Raw genomic sequence first — 17,938 nt, 5'->3', positions numbered from 1 at the left:
AATGCGTGACGACCATGGCCTGCTCCCCTGCCCCTGTCTTGATCACTGGTGCCAGCCAGCGCGTCGGCCTCTATTGCGCCGAGCGTCTGTTGGCGGAAGGCCAGCGGGTGATCATCACCTACCGCAGTGAGCGGCCGGGCGTGCAGCGTTTGAAGACGCTGGGCGCGGTGGTACTTCAGGCCGACTTTTCGTCGGAGACGAGCGTCCTGGACTTCATCGGCCGGCTCAAAGAGCAGACCGACAGCCTGAGGGCCATCGTGCACAACGCATCCGACTGGCTGGCCGAGACGCCTGGGGACGAGGCGGAGGTGTTCATGCAGATGTTCAATGTCCACATGCTGGCGCCCTACCTCATCAATCTGCACTGCGCCGAGCTGTTGCTGCGCTCGGAGACGGCCGACATTATTCACATCAGCGACGATGTCACCCGCAAGGGCAGTAGCAAGCACATCGCTTACAGCGCGAGCAAGGCGGGGCTGGAAAACCTGACCCTGTCCTTCGCAGCCCGGTATGCGCCCCATATCAAGGTCAACGGCATCGCTCCGGCCATGCTGATGTTTCAACCCGACGACGATGCGGCATATCGCGCGCGCACGCTGGAAAAATCGGCACTGGGGATCGAACCCGGCGCCGAGGTGATTTACCAGAGCCTGCGCTATCTGCTCGACAACCCATACGTCACCGGCACCACTCTGACCGTAAACGGCGGACGGCACGTCAAGTAAGCCGCCCCGAGGAACCATTGATGACCCAGTCACTGCCACAGCATTACCGTGAAATCCTCGTCGGCCTGGGTGAAGATCCTGAACGCGAAGGCCTGCTGGATACGCCCAAGCGCGCCGCCAAGGCGATGCAATACCTCTGTCATGGCTACGCGCAGACGCTGGACGAGATCGTCAACGGCGCGCTGTTTGCCTCCGCGAGCGACGAGATGGTGATCGTCAAGGACATCGAGCTGTATTCGCTGTGCGAGCATCACCTGCTGCCCTTCATCGGCAAGGCCCACGTCGCGTATATCCCCACCGGGAAAGTCCTCGGCCTGTCGAAAATCGCGCGCATCGTCGACATGTTTGCGCGGCGCCTGCAGATTCAGGAAAACCTGACGCGGCAGATCGCCGACGCGATTCAGGACGTGACCAAGGCCGCAGGCGTGGCCGTGGTGATCGAGGCTCAGCACATGTGCATGATGATGCGCGGCGTTGAGAAGCAGAACTCGACCATGAACACCTCGGTAATGCTCGGCGCCTTCCGCGAGTCGACGACGACCCGCATGGAATTTCTGCAATTGATCGGACGGAGCAAGTAGTCCATGGCAAGACTCGAACCCGGCACCGCACGCATCAGGGTCAAAGACCTGCGCCTGCGTACCTTTATCGGCATCAACGAAGCGGAAATCCTCAACAAGCAGGATGTGCTGATCAACCTGACGATCCTGTACGCGGCCCAGGAAGCGGTGCGCGACAACGACATTGATCACGCGTTGAACTACCGGACCATCACCAAGGCCATCATCCAGCACGTCGAAAGCAATCGCTTCGCCCTGCTTGAGCGCCTGACCCAGGAAGTGCTTGATCTGGTGATGACTCATGAAGAAGTGCAATACGCCGAAGTCGAAGTGGATAAGCCCCACGCGCTGCGGTTTGCCGAATCGGTGTCGATCACCCTGGCGGCAGCGCGCTGATTCCTGCGCTCGCCTTTGCGGGCGCGCGCTTGCCCGGCCTGACTGCCACTCTTATCATCCCGCCCATCTTTACTTCCGACAGAGCACACCATGACCGAGCAACAACGTCTTGAACTTGAAGCCGCCGCTTTCCGCCGTCTGGTTGCGCACCTGGACAGCCGCAAGGACGTGCAGAACATTGACCTGATGAACCTCGCCGGTTTCTGTCGCAACTGTCTGTCCAAGTGGTACAAGGCCGAGGCCGACGAGAAGCAGATCGACATCACCCTGGATGACGCCCGCGAAGTGGTTTACGGCATGCCGTACAGCGAGTGGAAATCCACGTACCAGAAAGAAGCCAGCGCCGAGCAGCAAGCCGCGTTCGCCAAGGAACCGAAGCATGACTGACCTGAACGCCCTGCGCGCCAGCCTCGCCAGCGGCAATCACTTGTTCGCCGACACGCTGGCCTTCATCGCCGCGCATTACGATTATCAGCCTCAGGCGTTCAGCAACGGCCCGGTGGAAAACGCTGCTGGCCAGAACGAAGGCTCGTGCAAGGCCCTCGGCCTGGCGCTGCTGGAAGGCCTGAGCGATGAAGAAGCGTTGCTGGCTTTCGGCGAACACTACCGTTCTGTGCTCGATACACCGGAAGGCTCCGACCACGGCAACATTCGGGCGCTGATGGCCAACGGACTGGCCGGCGTGAAGTTCTCGGCCGAGCCGCTCAAGCCCAAGGCATGACCGCAGGTTTTTCGGCGATAAGGCGCGTTTGCCAGACATAAAAAAACCGGCTCAATGAGCCGGTTTTTTTGCAGCTGAAGATCAGGTCAGAACGAAACGTTCGCCAGGCCGTCCAGATAGCGCTCGACGTCCAGTGCAGCCATGCAGCCTGCGCCAGCCGACGTGATCGCCTGACGGTAGACGTGATCCGCCACGTCGCCGGCAGCGAAAACGCCGTCAACGCTGGTGGCTGTCGCATTACCTTCGCGACCGCCTTGAACGACCATGTAGCCGTCTTTCAACGCCAACTGACCGTCAAACAGGCTGGTATTCGGCGTGTGGCCAATGGCAATGAACACGCCGTCGACGGTCACTTCAGCATAGCTGCCGTCGTTGTTCTTCAAGCGCGCACCGGTCACGCCCATGTTGTCGCCCAGGACTTCGTCCAGGGTGGCGTTGAGTTTGAGCTCGATCTTGCCCTCGGCAACGCGTGCATGCAGCTTGTCGATGAGGATCTTCTCGGCGCGGAAGGTATCGCGACGGTGAACCAGGGTGACCTTGCTGGCAATGTTGGCCAGATACAGGGCTTCCTCGACGGCCGTGTTGCCGCCGCCGACCACAGCGACCGGCTTGTTGCGATAGAAGAAACCGTCGCAGGTCGCGCAGGCCGAAACACCCTTGCCCATGAACGCTTCTTCGGACGGCAGGCCGAGATAGCGGGCGCTGGCACCGGTGGCGATGATCAGCGCGTCGCAGGTATAAGTGGCATTGTCGCCCTTCAGGCTGAACGGCTTGCCGGCCAGATCCACTGCATTGATGTGATCGAAAACGATCTCGGTCTCGAAACGCTCGGCGTGTTCACGCATACGCTCCATCAATGCCGGGCCGGTCAGGCCATGGGGATCGCCCGGCCAGTTGTCGACTTCGGTGGTGGTGGTCAGTTGACCACCCGCCTGCATCCCGGTGATCAGCAACGGCTTGAGGTTGGCGCGCGCGGCATAGACTGCAGCGCTGTAACCGGCAGGGCCGGAGCCGAGAATAATCACTCGCGAATGACGTACATCAGACATGACACACTCCTATTGACCGGCCATCGTTACGCGTGGTCGGAGTCACTGGATCTGAACCGGCGTACCGGTTGAGAGGATTGGGACTGACGAGGCCTGCGCCGCACGGGAGGCGCCCGCCGATCCTGAGAACATGAAGCTGCCACTCGGGGCACAGCAACGGTGAAAGTTGGCCGCAAGCTTATCGGGGCAGAGAAGATTAAGGAAATATCGTTTCACAATCCAGCTCATAGGCCCGCCCTATGTGCGCCCTGTGCTTTGGACATTGCAGTCCTGCATAGACTTTACCGCTGCACGATTGTTTCAGCGAATGTCGCACCTGCGGCGGCGCTTCCGCCCCCGTCGCAAAGCCGGTAAGGTCGGCGCGATATCACTGCCTGGAGGCACACATGCCTGCACCCGTCCTGTCTGGCCCGCAATACCTGCGCGAAGGCCTGAAACTGGTCCTGAGCCCAGGCCTGCGCCTGTTCGTCCTGCTGCCGCTGGCCATCAATCTGGTGCTGTTCAGCGCCATGATTTATTTCGCCGGCCACGAATTCAGACTCTGGGTCGACTCCTTCATGCCGACCCTCCCCGGCTGGCTCAGCTTTCTCAACTACATCCTGTGGCCGTTGTTCGTGGTGCTTGTTGCGCTGATGGTATTTTTCACCTTCACCATGATCGCCAACATCATTGCAGCGCCGTTCAACGGCTTTCTCGCCGAGAAGGTGGAAGTGGTCCTGCGCGGGGCGGACGATTTTCCTGCCTTCAGCTGGGCCGAGCTGGTCGAAATGGTCCCGCGCACCCTCAGCCGGGAAATGCGCAAACTGGGCTATTTTCTGCCCCGTGCCATCGGCCTGTTCATCCTCTCGTGGATCCCCGTGGTAAACCTCGTCGCGGCGCCACTGTGGCTGATGTTTGGCGTGTGGATGATGGCGATCCAATACATCGACTACCCCGCAGACAACCACAAAATGAGCTGGCAAGACATGCTCGCCTGGCTGCGCGCCAAGCGATGGCAGAGCATGAGTTTCGGCGGGATTGTGTATCTGGTGCTGCTGATTCCAGTGGTCAACATCCTGATGATGCCGGCTGCAGTGGCGGGGGCGACGTTGTTCTGGGTGAGGGAGCGTGGTGCGGAGACGCTGGCAGAACGGATTCGCTGATTTGTAGAAAAGGCCTCGATTGAGGCCTTTTTTGTATTACATGTTTGCTGAGCTCAGCCAGGCATAGATCTGCACTAACAGTGTCCAATAACAGATGCCTGTCACCGCCCAGACCACATCCCAAAACGTGAAGCGGATCCTGCAACTTTCTCCGGACTTGCCGTCCAGCCGATTGATGAACGACTGAACCCTAAGCATGATTAAGAACTGGCCCAGCCCGGTAGTGGCGTAGACCGCCATGGTCGGGATAAGCCCTAGCGCTGTGGACGGACTGCTGCCCATGCCCGATGCGTACCCAGTGACAATCGAAGGGGTAAACGTAAGAAGGTAGATCCCTGCTACGTAGACGCCCCAGTAAGGGATACCGCCTCGACCCGTCTCTTTAAGCGCGGCATCTACCTTGCTGAACAGTGACGGGATGTAAAAAAAACAGAAAAGCGTGCGCACAGCCGGCCAGATCGGCTTCGCCGAATACGCTTTGTATCGCGACCAGTTTTTGTAATACCAGTAGAGCCCGTACAACCCGCAAGTGATAAACATCATCACCGTCAACTTGACCAGCGATACCGTATAAAACGGTGGGCCGCTCGTAGGCAAAGCCGTCAAATCGGCAGCAGGTGGTGTATTGAATTGTTCGGACACAGCGTTTCCTCCAGAAGTTGAGGCGACGCATGCTAAAGGCGGAAACACTGATTTAATCAACCTCGGGAAAATCAGGACCGTTCCTACAACACTATTCATAACGTCCCACAGCCTTCGTGTTTAACCATGGAAATGCCCACTCCGGGCGAGGAACCGAACGCCTACCTACTCTGGTTGGCGCACCACCACTCAAGGAGCATCCATGCGTATAAACCCTGTTTCTGTGTTCGCGCATACCTCAGTCGACACCGGCAATTCAGTTTCGAACAAGCCAAGCAATCCGCCCGCGAGCACGTTCGCGGGGGTCCTGCGAGAGGCAGCACCCAGATCCCCTGCTATTAGCGAGCCAGCTAGACTCGAAGAACGCGCGCAGGGGCGCGAACGATCGTTGGAAGTAGCGAAGGCTAATCCTGAAGAGGGCAAAAAAATAGCCCATGGGTATGCTTTTAACTATTTAGCTCACGCTTTGCTAGACGTATCGGACAGGCCCAATATCCGTTATTCCGGAACCGGAGAACTGGTAACGCCGAAGACAGAAGCTTACTTCGCTAAAATCAGCCAAGAGATGCAACGTCAGTGTGCAAACTTGTACCGACAAGAAATAAAAAAAGGCACATCTGCTGATCAGATTCTGGAAAAAATTTTTGAGTTTCACGACTCAATGCCAAAAGAATTCCAAGACATGCTTGGACTATAAAACGACCCGCGCTCACCTACGGTGAGTGCGGGTATAAGCTGTTACCTTACCAATCTACAGTAAGCTTTCCCAAGAGACCGGCCACTGGTACACGGCCAGGGTCGGACAACATAAACTCGTAGTAGAAAGGCTGGAAATGCTTAAACTTATTTGTTGAGCCTATACGTTGGCGGGAAACGTCAATGCACCTGGTAGGGCCTTGACAAAGCTGAACCTGAAGCCCTCGCGGCCATCCGGCACATTCCAGTTCCAGCTAATACTTTTGATTGACTGCCCAGTGCGCAACCCAGAAGCTGTTGGCAGATGAGCAGTATATACATAATTTTTAGAATGCAGCGTTGGTAGTTTTACTGAAGAGTTGGAGCTTCCAGCCAGAGCCGGAGCTGACAACATAGTTGCCGAAAATGCAAAGCTTGCAGCAACAGCAACACCGTTCAACCGTTTAAAGTTTTTCATATAAATACTTCCTGAAACAAAGGGACGGATATCGAACTTAGCGTCAGTTCCGATAAACGCTTATCGATTAACAACTCATCAATAGATTTGAGGAGCTCGATCCCCTGACGTTATTCAGGACGGAGGCGTAGTCAACAGCAAAACCTGTAATAAAGAGCAACTAGGAAACATCCTACTGCCCTATCAGACCAATAATTCATGCGTACGCATATCGCTTATTATTACTTCCCTAACTTCTACCTAGTCCCTCTCGGCGTTTCTAGCAGTCACAAATCCATCACTCAACCGCCACACAAGCGCAATGAGCCGCTCAGAAACTGATGTCATGAGTAAATCCCTGCGTATTACCCTGATCACCGAAACGTATGCCCCGGAAATCAACGGCGTGGCCAACACGCTCAGCCGTTTGTGCGACGGTCTGCGCCTGCGGGGGCATCGGGTTGAGGTGATTCGGCCGCGGCAGAGCGACGATGAATTGCGCGCGGCCGGAGAGGATTTGATGTTGTGCCGTGGCTGGCCGATTCCGGGGTATCCCGGTTTGCAGTGGGGGCAGTCGTCGATGCACAAGCTATTGCGCCGCTGGCAGCGCAACCGTCCTGACGTGCTGTATATCGCGACGGAAGGCCCGCTCGGTCTCTCGGCATTGCGTGCTGCGAGGCGGCTGGGGATCGCCATCGTCAGCGGGTTTCATACCAACTTTCAGCAATACACCCGGCAGTACGGGCTGAGCTTCATCACTCGCCTGCTGACGACCTACTTGCGCTGGTTTCATAACCGCTCCAACGCCACCCTGGTGCCTAGCTTCACGCAGAAAACCGAGCTCGAACGCCGAGGCTTCGAGCGGTTGGAGTTGCTGTCCAGGGGCGTTGATTGCCAGTTGTTTCACCCGTCGAAACGTTCGAGTGCGCTGCGTGAAAGCTGGGGGCTTGAACCGGGCGATACGGCTATCCTGCATGTCGGACGGCTGGCGGCGGAGAAAAACCTGGGGCTGCTGAAGACCACCTTTGACGGACTGGTCAGCACCTATCCCGAGAAAAACCTGCGGCTGGTGATTGTCGGCGATGGACCGGTCCGGCCCACTCTGCAGCGTCAGCTCCCGGACGCCATCTTCTGCGGCACCCAGCGCGGGGATGCGCTGGCGGCGCACTATGCGTCGAGTGATCTGTTTCTGTTTCCGAGTCTGACTGAAACCTTCGGCAACGTCGTGCTGGAAGCGCTGGCGTCAGGTCTTGGGGTGGTCGCCTATGACGAAGCGGCGGCGGCTCAGCATATTCGCCACGGCCACAATGGGGCGGTGGCGATGCCGGGGGATGCGGAAGGATTCATCGATGCCGCACGCTGGATGCTTGAGGATGAAGAAACGTTGCGCCGGGTCAGGCTGAATGCCCGGCAGCACGCGAGTCGTCAGGGATGGGCCGGAATTATCGACTCATTCGAGACTTACCTGCGCGCTGCGAGCGAGACGCGGGACGGGGTTGTCTTAGGGGTTTAGTCATCCATCAAGACCGGAACCGGACAGTCAATCCAACCGGCCCAGGGCTTCGCGGCTGAACGGCAAAATGTCGTGCTCGCGGCCTTCCTTCACTTTCATCGCCCAGTCCGGGTCGACCAGCAACGCGCGGCCTACCGCGACCAGATCGAACTCCTCGTCACCCAGACGCTTGAGCAAGTTTTCAAGGCTCGCGGGCTGGGCGACTTTGTCGGTGTTGACCATGAACTGCAAAAACTCGCCGTCCAGTCCGACACTGCCCACCGTGATGGTCGGTTTACCGGTGAGCTTGCGCGTCCATCCGGCCAGGTTCAGGTCGGAGCCTTCGAACTCAGGCTCCCAGAAACGCCGCGTCGAGCAGTGGAAAATGTCCACCCCGGCGTCGGACAGCGGCTTGAGGAAGGCGTCGAGTTCTTCCACCGTTTGCACCAGCCGTGCGCTGTAATCCTGCTGCTTCCACTGCGAGTAACGAAAGATAATCGGATAATCCGGGCCCACGGCGGCTCGCACGGCCTGAATCAACTCGATGGCGAAGCGTGAGCGGTGCGCGAGGTCACCGCCGTATTCGTCGGTACGCTGATTGGTGCCTTCCCAGAAGAACTGATCGACCAGATAACCATGGGCGCCATGGATCTCGACGCCGTCCATGCCGATGGCCTTGGCGTCTTTCGCCGCTTGGGCGAACGCCGCGACGACCTCGTCGATGTCTTGCTTGCTCATGCCATGAACGACAACGTTACCGTCCTTGAGCTTCTCGGTCGGGCCATAGGCAGGCACCGTACCGTCGGGCTCCGTGCCCAGCCGCCGCACAGCGCCAACGTGCCAAAGCTGCGGCACGATCTTGCCGCCTTCTTCGTGAACCGCTTCCACCACTTTGCGCCACCCTTGCAGCGCCGCTTCGCCGAAGAACTGCGGCACGTTCGGGTAGCCATTCGAGGCCTTGTGCCCAACCGTGGTGCCTTCGGTAATGATCAAGCCAACGCCCGCAGACGCGCGACGACGGTAATACTCGATCACTTTGGCATTCGGTATGCCTCCGGGTGAAAACGAGCGGGTCATCGGCGCCATGACGATGCGCGTCGGCAACTCGAGGCTGCCCATATGGAAGGGTTTAAACAAGGCTTGAGCAGGCATGCAGGCGTCCTCGGCATTCTGGAAATATGATGAAGGTCATACAGAATGAGCCGAAGCGCGAGGGAGACGAAGCACTATTGACTGGAGTGATTAAGGCTAAGAAGAACCACAGTGAATCGAGGGACTAGGGCAGCGCCTTCTCGATCGCACTGACCACTTTGGCGTCATCCGGGAGCGTGCTTGGGGAGAAGCGTGCGAGAACGCGGCCATCCTTGCCGACGAGAAACTTCTCGAAATTCCAGGTGATGTCACCGGGAAACTCGGCGCCTTCGCCAGCGAGCATCTGATACAGCCGATGCCGGTGCGGTCCGTTGACTTCAAGCTTGTCGCCCAACGGAAAGGTCACGCCGTAGTTCAGTGAGCAAAACGTCTGGATCTCTTCCTGGGTACCAGGTTCCTGACCGGCGAACTGATTGCACGGTAACCCGAGAACGCTGAAGCCTTGATCCTTGTACTTCTGGTACAGGGTTTCGAGCCCGGCATATTGCGGCGTCAGGCCACATTTCGACGCGACATTGACCACCAGAACCACTTTGCCCTTGAGCGGCGCGAGGGGTAGCTCCTGGCCATCCAGAGCCTTCAACTTCAGCTCGTGAAATACACTCATGACAACTCCCCTAAAAACCCTTGGCCGAAAAAGGCGCCCTGTCAGACCGCAAAAACAAACGTTTTCACAAGACCGCGAGGACGCCTGGCCAGCTCACTCAGCTTAGCAGGACAATCAGTGGTGATGACCACCTTCGCCGTGCACGTGACCGTGGGCCATTTCTTCTTCGCTGGCATCACGGATGGCAACGATCTTCACATCGAAGTTCAAGCGTTGACCGGCCAGTGGGTGGTTACCGTCGACAGTAACGTCGTCGCCGTCCAGATCGCGGATGGTCACGATCTGCATCTGGCCGTCCGGCGCAGAAGCGTGGAACTGCATACCGACTTCCAGCTCGTCGACGCCTTCGAACATGCTGCGATTGAGGGTGCTGACCAATTCGGCGGAGTATTCGCCGTACGCATCTTCAGGCTCGATGGCCACTTTCAGTTCGTCGCCGACTTCCTTGCCATCCAGTGCCTTTTCCAGACCCGGGATGATATTACCTGCGCCTTGCAGGTAAACCAGCGGCGCGCCGCCGGCAGAACTGTCGATGACCTCACCAGCGTCATTGGTCAGGGTATAGTCGATGGAGACAGCCTTGTTGGCGGCGATCGGCATGGGGCGAGACCTTTTGCAAATAGATATGAGCGGCCAAGTCTAACCAAGCACTCGCGCGAAAGCGAACGCAACTCAGACGGACGGCCCCGATTGGAATCCCCGAAAGCCCCCTCCCCCCACTCAATCATTACCGGCTTTGTACAGGACCGTGACGGTCATTGGGTGGTTGAGCTGTCCTGCGGCCACACCCAGCATTTGCGCCACGACCCGCCCTGGCAATCCCGGGCCTGGGTGGTTGATCCGGCGCAGCGCCAGGCAACAATCGGCCAGTCCTTTCACTGCGGCTGGTGCGCGTCGGGGTCAGATAACGATAACCTTGGGCCCCGTTGAGACGCTGCGACTGAACAGCGTCCTGGTTTATCCGGTCCGATGGCTGAATTCATAGCGCCATGACCCTTGCACTGCTCATTTTCGAGAAGCCCGCATGCAGACTTTTTTTATCGCGCCCACAGATTTTGGTGTGGGCCTGACGTCCATCAGCCTGGGGCTGGTGCGCACCCTGGAGCGCGCCGGGCTCAAGGTCGGTTTTTTCAAGCCGATCGCTCAGCCCCATCCCGGGGACGTGGGCCCTGAACGCTCGACTGAACTGATCGCGCGCACCCACGGCCTCAAGCCGCCCAAGCCGTTGGGCTTGGCCCACGTCGAACGCATGCTCGGTGAAGGCCAGCTCGACGAGCTGCTGGAAGAAATCATCAAGTTGTACCAAGAGGCCTCGATTGGCCGCGACGTGCTGATCGTGGAAGGCATGGTCCCGACCCGCAGCGCCAGCTACGCCGCGCGGGTCAACCTGCACATGGCCAAAGCGCTGGATGCGGAAGTCATTCTCGTATCGGCCCCGGAAAACGAAGTGCTGACCGAGCTTTCCGGCCGCGTCGAGCTGCAGGCGCAGATGTTCGGCGGCCCGAAAGACCCGAAAGTGCTCGGCGTGATCCTCAACAAAGTCCGCACAGACGAGAGCATGGAAGCCTTTTCGGCGCGGCTCAAGGAACACTCGCCACTCTTGCGCAGCGGTGATTTCCGCCTGCTCGGCTGCATTCCGTTTCAGGCCGACCTGAACGCTCCGCGCACCCGCGACGTCGCCGATCTGCTCGGTGCGCAAGTGATCAACGCTGGCGATTACGAGCAGCGGCGGATGTCGAAGATCATCATTTGCGCCCGCACGGTGCTCAACACGCTGCAACTGCTCAAGCCGGGCGTGCTGGTGGTCACCCCGGGGGATCGTGACGACATCATTCTGGCCGTGAGCCTGGCGACGCTGAACGGCGTGCCGTTGGCCGGCCTGCTGCTGACCAGCGACACCTTGCCCGACCCGCGCATCATGGACCTGTGCCGAGGCGCGCTGCAGGCCGGGTTGCCGGTGCTGTCGGTGAGCACCGGTTCGTACGAGACCGCGACGCAGCTCAATCAGCTGAACAAGGAAATCCCCATTGATGACCGCGAACGCGCGGAGATCATTACTGATTTCGTCGCCAGCCATCTGGACGCCAACTGGCTGCATCAGCGCTGCGGCACGCCTCGCGAGATGCGCCTGTCGCCAGCCGTGTTTCGTTATCAACTGATCCAGCGCGCCCAGGCGGCAAACAAACGCATCGTATTGCCCGAAGGCGCCGAGCCTTTGACCGTGCAAGCGGCCGCCATCTGTCAGGCCCGCGGCATTGCCCGCTGCGTGCTGTTGGCCAAGCCCGAAGAAGTGAATGCCGTGGCGCGAGCCCACGGCATCGAGCTGCCGCCGGGCCTGGAGATTCTCGACCCGGACCAGATCCGCGAGCGCTACGTCGCGCCGATGGTTGATCTGCGCCGCAGCAAAAACCTCAATGCGCCAATGGCCGAGCAGCAACTGGAGGACCCGGTGGTGATCGGCACTATGATGCTGGCCCTCGACGAAGTGGACGGGCTGGTGTCGGGGGTGATCCATTCGACCGCCAACACCATTCGGCCCGCACTGCAGTTGATCAAGACGGCGCCAGGCTGCACCCTCGTTTCATCGGTGTTTTTCATGCTGTTTCCGGAGCAGGTGCTGGTGTACGGCGACTGCATCATGAACCCGCACCCGACCGCCACCGAGCTGGCGGAGATCGCCGTGCAGAGCGCGGATTCGGCCGTGGCGTTTGGCTTGTCACCGCGGGTAGCGATGATCAGCTATTCCAGCGGCAATTCGGCCAGCGGCGAAGAAGTGGAAAAGGTGCGCGAAGCCACGCAACTGGCGCGCGAGACCCAGCGTGGTCTGTTGATCGACGGGCCGTTGCAATATGACGCCGCGGCCAACGAGCACGTCGCCCGGCAACTGGCGCCGGACAGCCCGGTGGCGGGTCGCGCCAATGTGTTCGTGTTTCCGGACTTGAATACCGGCAACACGACCTACAAGGCGGTGCAGCGCAGTGCGGACTGCGTGAGCCTCGGCCCGATGCTGCAAGGCCTGCGCAAGCCGGTCAATGATCTGCCCCGCGGCGCTCAGGTCGACGACATCGTCTATACCATTGCACTGACGGCGATTCAGGCGGCGACGCTGCCGCAATAACATTGCGCTGCAATATCGCTTGCCCACAATAACCCCGCCGGAACCCACCGGCGGCTGACTGACCCGGAGTTCGATTCACATGGATTTCCTGCCCGCCCCTTTGCGCGGCGTCATCGCCTCGTTGCTGTTGGCGCTCAACACGATTCTCTGCTGCACGCCGCTGTTCGTCGTTGCCATCTTCAAGCTGTGCCTGCCTTTCCCGGCCGCGCAAAAGGTGACCGACTGGCTGATGAGCCACATCCACGAGGCGTGGATCAGCAACAACAACGCCTGGATGGACTTGCTCGGTCACACCCGCTGGCACCTGAGCGGGCTGGAAAGACTGGACTATCAGCATTCGTACCTGGTGACGAGCAACCACCAGAGCTGGGTCGACATCATGGTGCTGCAGTACGTGCTGAACCGGCGCATCCGCCCGCTCAAGTTCTTCCTCAAGCAGGAGCTGATCTGGGTGCCGGTGATTGGCCTCGCCTGGTGGGCGCTGGGCTTTCCGTTCATGAAGCGCTACAGCAAGGCTTATCTGGCCAGGCACCCGGAAAAGAAAGGCAAGGACTTGGCCACTACCCGCCGCACCTGTGCGAAGTTTCGTAACAACCCGGTAGGCATTTTCAACTTCGTCGAAGGCACGCGCTTCACCGAAGCCAAGCACGCACAGCAGAACTCGCCGTTCCGCTATCTGTTGAAACCCAAGGCAGGCGGCATCGCCTTCGTGCTGGACGCCATGGGCGAGCAGTTGGAATCCATCGTCAACGTGACCATTCATTACCCGGCCGGTCGGCCAGGGTATTGGGACTTGCTGTGCGGGAACGTTCGCGAAGTGGTCGCGCATTTTGAAGAAGTGCAGATCCCGCCGCAGTTCATTGGCAAAAGCTACGATCAGGACGATGCCTACCGCCTGGAGTTTCAGCAGTGGATCAACCGGCTGTGGGAAGACAAGGACGCGCTGCTTGCGCAGATGCATGAGCGCTACCCCGCCAGATCCTGAAGGCTGCATTGATACGCTGCTGTAGGAGTGAGCTTGCTCGCGATGGCACTCTGTCAGACGCTTATCAGTTGCCAGACACTCCGCTACCGCGAGCAAGCTCACTCCTACAAGGGATGGGAGAAATCTGCTCGGCAAATAAAAACCCCGGCTCACTGGCCGGGGTTTTTGGTTTCACGTCACGGGGTTACTGCTGTTGTTGGTACTGCTGGCCAGGAATCGGCTTGAGGTTGACCTCAACGCGACGGTTCTGGGCGCGGCCGTTGACGTCGGCGTTGCTGGCGATCGGCGAATCAGGACCTGCACCGCGCACCGAGAGGTGAGACGCATCAACGCCCTGGGAGGTCAGGTAGGTCGCAACGCTCTGCGCGCGCTGCTGCGACAGGTCCATGTTGTGCTGACGGCTGCCAGTGCTGTCGGTGTAGCCAACGATTTCAATCATGTTCTGGTTGTACTGCTTCAGCGAACCGGCCAGGTTATTCAATGGCGAGTAGAAGCTGCTGGCGATGGCCGACGAGTCAGTGGCGAACGTGATGTTGCCCGGCATCACCAGTTTGATGTTGTCGCCTTCACGTTGGACCTGTACGCCGGTGTTGGCCATGCTGGCGCGCAGTGCAGCTTCCTGCTTGTCGGCGTAGTAACCGTAACCGGCCGATGCCGCACCTGCCACCGCAGCGCCAATCAGCGCACCTTTGCCACGGTTGTTGTGGTCGATGGCAGCACCGGCAACGGCGCCGGCCAAGGCACCCAGGCCGCCGTACTTGGCGGTCTTGCTCATGCCGCCGGAGTTCTGCGCCTGCCCCTGATTGTCGTATGGATTCTGCGTCGCGCAGCCGGAAAGCACTGTCAGTGCGGTGGCAGCGATGATCAAACGGCGAAAGGTCAACATCAAGGAGAGCTCCTGTTTTGCTTTTCTACGGCCACACATAAAGGCCGACGATTTAGGCGATTAGAGCACGGTCCCCGTCAAAAATTCCTTAACGGGGGCTGAACCGCCTTTGTACGGCCAAAGGCAGGTCTCTTAAATAAAAAAACAAATATTTATGTGTTTTTTGAACATGCTGCTCAGCGTATTTATCCTTCGAGAAATCCGTCAAACAACGCGGTCAACGCATACAACACTATGAATTAAATAGATATTGACTGGATAACCGGGCAGTCTGCTGGCGAAAATGTGCGCTATCTGCGACGTGTATGACGCGGTGACTTTAGACCGGCCCTACAAGAAGGGCTGGGACGCCGCACATGCCGATCAATCAGCCCAGTAATCCCAGCTCTTGAGCCCGAGCAACGGCTTGGGTCCGACGCTCGACGCCGAGTTTGCCGTTGATGTGGCTGGCGTGGGTTTTGACGGTGTGCAGGGAAATGAACAGGCGCTCGCTGATCTCTTGATTGGAGCAACCTTGCGCGATCAGCTGCAGCACGCCGAGTTCGCGGGCGCTGAGGTGGTCGCCGCCGTTGCCGGCGTTGCAGCTGGACGGCTCGCTGGTCATGCGCAGGCAAGGCAGCCCCTGGGCGGGCGCCGCTTCAGGAAGTTGCTGGAGCAGATAATCGACAAGCCGGCATGAGGGGCGTTTGTGCAGTTGCTCGCGCAACCAGTCGGGATGGCCACGGATCAGGCGCTGGAACGGCAGAACCGCACCACCCGCGGCGAGCAGAAGGCTCTGCTGGAACAGCTCATCGGCCTCAGGGCCACGTGATGTGTCGAGCAACAACAGGATGTGCTGACTCGCCGCATTGAGACCGAGCAGCCCTGCACCGATCCGCTGGGCATACTCCAGCAGACCGTGCAGCCGCGCCATTGCCTCTTCGGTGCGACCCTGAATATGGTCAAGAACCGCCCGCAGGGTTTCGATCTGCTGAGGCAGTTGCGGCGAGCATTCGGGGGCGGCAGCGGGTTGCTGGCCGCCATAAGTCTGCCCCAGTCGCAGCAACCAGGCGTCGGCCAGGTCGATACGGCCCTGGGCCAGCCACAGCTCGCATTTGGCGAGGGTGATCATTGCCAGGTAATACACCGGCGGCACGTCCCAGATGTGCATCAGTCGCTCGGCCTCGGCCAGCTCGGCGAAGGCTTCGGCGTAGCGCCCTTCACGCCCCTCCATCCCGGCAATCACGCAGTGGCCGATCAGCACGCTGATGTCACGGCAAGCGCGCGCCTCGGCCAGCCCGGCATTCAAACGCTCGCGCCCTGCCTGCGGTTGAAGGAACTGCACCAGCAAATACCCTTCGTACAACGTCAGCCGCGCGCGCACCGCGTACAGCTTTTGCGAAGACAAGCCATTCAGACGCCGCAAGCCTTGGCGCACTTCCTCCATCGAGCGAAGCGTTTCGCCACGGGCCTGCAACGTGCGCGCGCGGTCGTAGTGCGCCAGCGCCTCAAACAACGGATTGGCCACCCGCTGTGCCAACTCAAGGGCATCACGGTTCAGCGCCCGGGCGCGCCATAAATCGCCATCGGCAATGGCCAGGTTCGCCAGCGTCGAAAGGCACAACAAACGCTGGCCATACCGCTTGGGCGGCAGACTGACCAACGCTTCGCTGCAATAACGCCGGGCGGTTTCACTGTCGCCGCGGCCTCGAGCGATGATCCCGCTGAGCGCAAGCCATTGCGCCAGCATCGAATTTTGCGCGGTCGCGGAAGGGGCTGGCAGAAATCGACTGAGGTGATTGCCCAGCTCCTCGGCTGCGTCCAATTGACACGCCAGGCCCAGGGCCCAGGCGTACAGCACGATCAACCGCGGCGTGCTGACCAGCAGGCTGTCGGGCAAGTCCATTTTCCAGCGCAGCAGCATGCCGACGTTTTGCTCGGCGAGCAGTTGCTCTTCGGACAGGTTCTGCACCAGGTTGGCGGCTACATCAAGATGCCCCGCACGCAACGCCTGTTCAATGGCTTCGTCGAGCATTCCCTGATCGCTGAACCAGCGGCAGGCGTTCAGGTGCACGCGCCTTTGTTCCGGCGTGACACTGGGTCCGGCACGCGCGCGCAGCAGATCCGAGAACAAATGGTGATAGCGGAACCAGCGACCATGCTCGTCCAGGGGGACCAGAAACACCTGATGCGCTTGCAGGTACCCAAGCATTTCGGCGCTGTCATGGCTGTCACGTGCGGCATTGCACAGGGCGCCGCTGAAGCGCTCCAGACAGGCGGTCTCATAGAGAAAGGCCTGAACGTCAGCCGGCAGGCAATCGATGACTTCTTCGAGGAGGTAATCACGGATCAGCCCTTCCCCGCCGTTGAGCCCCTGGGTCAGCGCGTTACTCCCAGCTTCGTTGGCCGCCAGCAGCCAGAATCGCAGCCCGGCCACCCAACCCTCACTGCGTTGCAGCAAGGCGTGCAGTGCTTCATCGCTCAAGCCATTGCGCTGTTGATCCAGCACCGCCAGCGACTCGTCGTCAGTCAGACGCAAATCCTGCTCGGACAATTCCAGCAATTGACGGGACAGCCGCAGCCGCGCGAGGTGCCAGTTCGGTCTCTGCCGACTGGTAACCATGATGTTCATGCCAGCAGGCAGATGATTGAGAAGAAATTGCAGGCAGCGATCCAGTACGGGTCCCTGCACCAGGTGATAGTCGTCGAGCACCAGCAGCAGCGGTTTGCTCAACATCAGGTGCATCGCCAACTCATCCAGCAAGCCGTCCAGCCACTCTTCGAAGGCAAACGGCTGGTGACGCTGACGCATCTTCAGAAGGCCGAGCGCCTGGGTGCCGAGTTGAGGAAAGAATTGCTGGAGACCGCAGAGAAGACGTTCGAGAAACAGGCCCGGGTCGCTGTCCCTGTGGCTGAGACCCAGCCAGAGGTTCTGCCACTGATCGGGCAGGCTCTCGCAGAACTCCACCGCCAGTGAGCTTTTGCCGAAACCGGCCGGCGCGCTGATCAACAAGAGGCGGCCAGACAGACCCGCACTCAGGCGCTCGCACAATCGAGGTCTCGATACATAACCTTCAGGCAGGGGCGGACGGAAGAAACGACCTTCCAACGCAGTGACTGCGTGATTTGCGAATCCTTGCAAACGCGACAGATCAGTCATGGCCGGCTCTTGTTGGAGTGCTTGTTGTTCGGCGTTCAGATGTCGGGAGACTAGCGGCTATGTGGAGCCTTTTGAACATTGTTAGACGAAAGACTGTAAGAAAACGTATCCCATCAACAGGGCGAATGTCGGTTTATATGTCTGGGAAGGTACATGTTTGCTCGTCCGCCGACGTTTAATCGGCGGTGCGGC

Annotated in this window: 18 protein-coding genes and 2 pseudogenes; 12 read left to right on the top strand and 8 right to left on the bottom strand. The window is 59.4% G+C overall.

What is annotated here, in order from left to right:
* The first annotated feature begins 14 nt into the window (after positions 1 to 14).
* From folM to ACYAR8_RS02825, 5 genes are all read left to right on the top strand, one after another.
* Positions 15 to 725 (top strand): dihydromonapterin reductase, encoded by a 711-nt coding sequence (gene folM / locus ACYAR8_RS02845; protein ID WP_463579030.1) that lies wholly within the window; start codon positions 15 to 17, stop codon positions 723 to 725.
* A 20-nt stretch (positions 726 to 745) separates the two neighbouring features.
* Positions 746 to 1,306 (top strand): GTP cyclohydrolase I FolE, encoded by a 561-nt coding sequence (folE, locus tag ACYAR8_RS02840; protein WP_108120653.1) that lies wholly within the window; start codon positions 746 to 748, stop codon positions 1,304 to 1,306.
* Positions 1,307 to 1,309: 3 nt separating this feature from the next.
* Positions 1,310 to 1,681 (top strand): dihydroneopterin triphosphate 2'-epimerase, encoded by a 372-nt coding sequence (gene folX / locus ACYAR8_RS02835; protein WP_074884098.1) that lies wholly within the window; start codon positions 1,310 to 1,312, stop codon positions 1,679 to 1,681.
* A gap of 90 nt (positions 1,682 to 1,771) precedes the next feature.
* A complete protein-coding gene (locus ACYAR8_RS02830) occupies positions 1,772 to 2,068 on the top strand; it encodes a DUF1244 domain-containing protein (protein ID WP_074884095.1) in 297 nt (98 codons plus the stop codon).
* Entirely contained in the window at positions 2,061 to 2,402 is a 342-nt protein-coding gene (locus ACYAR8_RS02825) for a HopJ type III effector protein (RefSeq protein WP_463579029.1), read from the top strand. The genes ACYAR8_RS02830 and ACYAR8_RS02825 overlap by 8 nt, the downstream gene beginning before the upstream one ends.
* 86 nt (positions 2,403 to 2,488) lie before the next feature.
* Here ACYAR8_RS02825 and trxB read toward each other — a convergent pair whose 3' ends face one another.
* On the bottom strand, positions 2,489 to 3,451 hold the full coding sequence (gene trxB, locus ACYAR8_RS02820; protein WP_074884087.1) for a thioredoxin-disulfide reductase: 963 nt from the start codon (positions 3,449 to 3,451) through the stop codon (positions 2,489 to 2,491).
* Between the two features lie 386 nt (positions 3,452 to 3,837).
* On the opposite strand from trxB, the gene cysZ reads away from it, so the two are divergent.
* Complete coding sequence (gene cysZ, locus ACYAR8_RS02815) at positions 3,838 to 4,593, top strand: sulfate transporter CysZ (protein WP_463579028.1); 756 nt, start codon at positions 3,838 to 3,840, stop codon at positions 4,591 to 4,593.
* A 36-nt stretch (positions 4,594 to 4,629) separates the two neighbouring features.
* Here cysZ and ACYAR8_RS02810 read toward each other — a convergent pair whose 3' ends face one another.
* Positions 4,630 to 5,235: a hypothetical protein gene (locus ACYAR8_RS02810; RefSeq protein ID WP_463579027.1), complete on the bottom strand. Its 606-nt coding sequence runs from the start codon at positions 5,233 to 5,235 to the stop codon at positions 4,630 to 4,632.
* Positions 5,236 to 5,437: 202 nt separating this feature from the next.
* On the opposite strand from ACYAR8_RS02810, the gene ACYAR8_RS02805 reads away from it, so the two are divergent.
* Entirely contained in the window at positions 5,438 to 5,932 is a 495-nt protein-coding gene (locus ACYAR8_RS02805) for a hypothetical protein (protein WP_245760007.1), read from the top strand.
* Positions 5,933 to 6,091: 159 nt separating this feature from the next.
* On the opposite strand, the gene ACYAR8_RS02800 is transcribed toward ACYAR8_RS02805, so the two are convergent.
* Positions 6,092 to 6,388, bottom strand: a complete 297-nt coding sequence (locus tag ACYAR8_RS02800) for a hypothetical protein (RefSeq protein ID WP_463579026.1) — start codon at positions 6,386 to 6,388, stop codon at positions 6,092 to 6,094.
* A 325-nt stretch (positions 6,389 to 6,713) separates the two neighbouring features.
* On the opposite strand from ACYAR8_RS02800, the gene ACYAR8_RS02795 reads away from it, so the two are divergent.
* Positions 6,714 to 7,880, top strand: a complete 1,167-nt coding sequence (locus ACYAR8_RS02795) for a glycosyltransferase family 4 protein (protein ID WP_463579025.1) — start codon at positions 6,714 to 6,716, stop codon at positions 7,878 to 7,880.
* A gap of 27 nt (positions 7,881 to 7,907) precedes the next feature.
* On the opposite strand, the gene ACYAR8_RS02790 is transcribed toward ACYAR8_RS02795, so the two are convergent.
* From ACYAR8_RS02790 to ACYAR8_RS02780, 3 genes are all read right to left on the bottom strand, one after another.
* A complete protein-coding gene (locus ACYAR8_RS02790) occupies positions 7,908 to 9,011 on the bottom strand; it encodes an NADH:flavin oxidoreductase (RefSeq protein WP_463579024.1) in 1,104 nt (367 codons plus the stop codon).
* Positions 9,012 to 9,135: 124 nt separating this feature from the next.
* Entirely contained in the window at positions 9,136 to 9,618 is a 483-nt protein-coding gene (locus tag ACYAR8_RS02785; RefSeq protein ID WP_074884069.1) for a glutathione peroxidase, read from the bottom strand.
* A gap of 114 nt (positions 9,619 to 9,732) precedes the next feature.
* Entirely contained in the window at positions 9,733 to 10,218 is a 486-nt protein-coding gene (locus ACYAR8_RS02780; protein ID WP_074884740.1) for an FKBP-type peptidyl-prolyl cis-trans isomerase, read from the bottom strand.
* Here ACYAR8_RS02780 and ACYAR8_RS02775 point away from each other — a divergent pair.
* From ACYAR8_RS02775 to ACYAR8_RS02765, 3 genes and pseudogenes are all read left to right on the top strand, one after another.
* Positions 10,187 to 10,548, top strand: a pseudogene (locus ACYAR8_RS02775) (DUF3565 domain-containing protein). The gene ACYAR8_RS02780 and the pseudogene ACYAR8_RS02775 sit on opposite strands and share 32 nt — an antisense overlap.
* A gap of 94 nt (positions 10,549 to 10,642) precedes the next feature.
* Positions 10,643 to 12,736, top strand: coding sequence for a phosphate acetyltransferase (pta, locus tag ACYAR8_RS02770; protein WP_074884066.1), 2,094 nt, complete (start codon positions 10,643 to 10,645; stop codon positions 12,734 to 12,736).
* Between the two features lie 79 nt (positions 12,737 to 12,815).
* Positions 12,816 to 13,721: an acyltransferase gene (locus tag ACYAR8_RS02765; protein WP_108120643.1), complete on the top strand. Its 906-nt coding sequence runs from the start codon at positions 12,816 to 12,818 to the stop codon at positions 13,719 to 13,721.
* 184 nt (positions 13,722 to 13,905) lie between these two features.
* Here the strand turns inward: ACYAR8_RS02765 and ACYAR8_RS02760 are convergent, their stop codons facing one another.
* Entirely contained in the window at positions 13,906 to 14,607 is a 702-nt protein-coding gene (locus ACYAR8_RS02760; RefSeq protein ID WP_074884061.1) for a YiaD family glycine zipper/OmpA-like lipoprotein, read from the bottom strand.
* Positions 14,608 to 14,875: 268 nt separating this feature from the next.
* On the opposite strand from ACYAR8_RS02760, the pseudogene ACYAR8_RS02755 reads away from it, so the two are divergent.
* Positions 14,876 to 14,968, top strand: a pseudogene (locus ACYAR8_RS02755) (hypothetical protein); the annotation flags it as partial.
* Between the two features lie 6 nt (positions 14,969 to 14,974).
* Here ACYAR8_RS02755 and ACYAR8_RS02750 read toward each other — a convergent pair.
* Positions 14,975 to 17,746 carry a LuxR C-terminal-related transcriptional regulator gene (locus ACYAR8_RS02750; RefSeq protein WP_463579023.1) on the bottom strand — a complete coding sequence of 924 codons (2,772 nt, stop codon included), beginning with the start codon at positions 17,744 to 17,746 and terminating at the stop codon, positions 14,975 to 14,977.
* Positions 17,747 to 17,938: the final 192 nt, after the last annotated feature.

It is taken from the genome of Pseudomonas sp. HP_01, from assembly GCF_055284355.1.
This window is presented reverse-complemented; position numbering and strand designations above follow the sequence as displayed.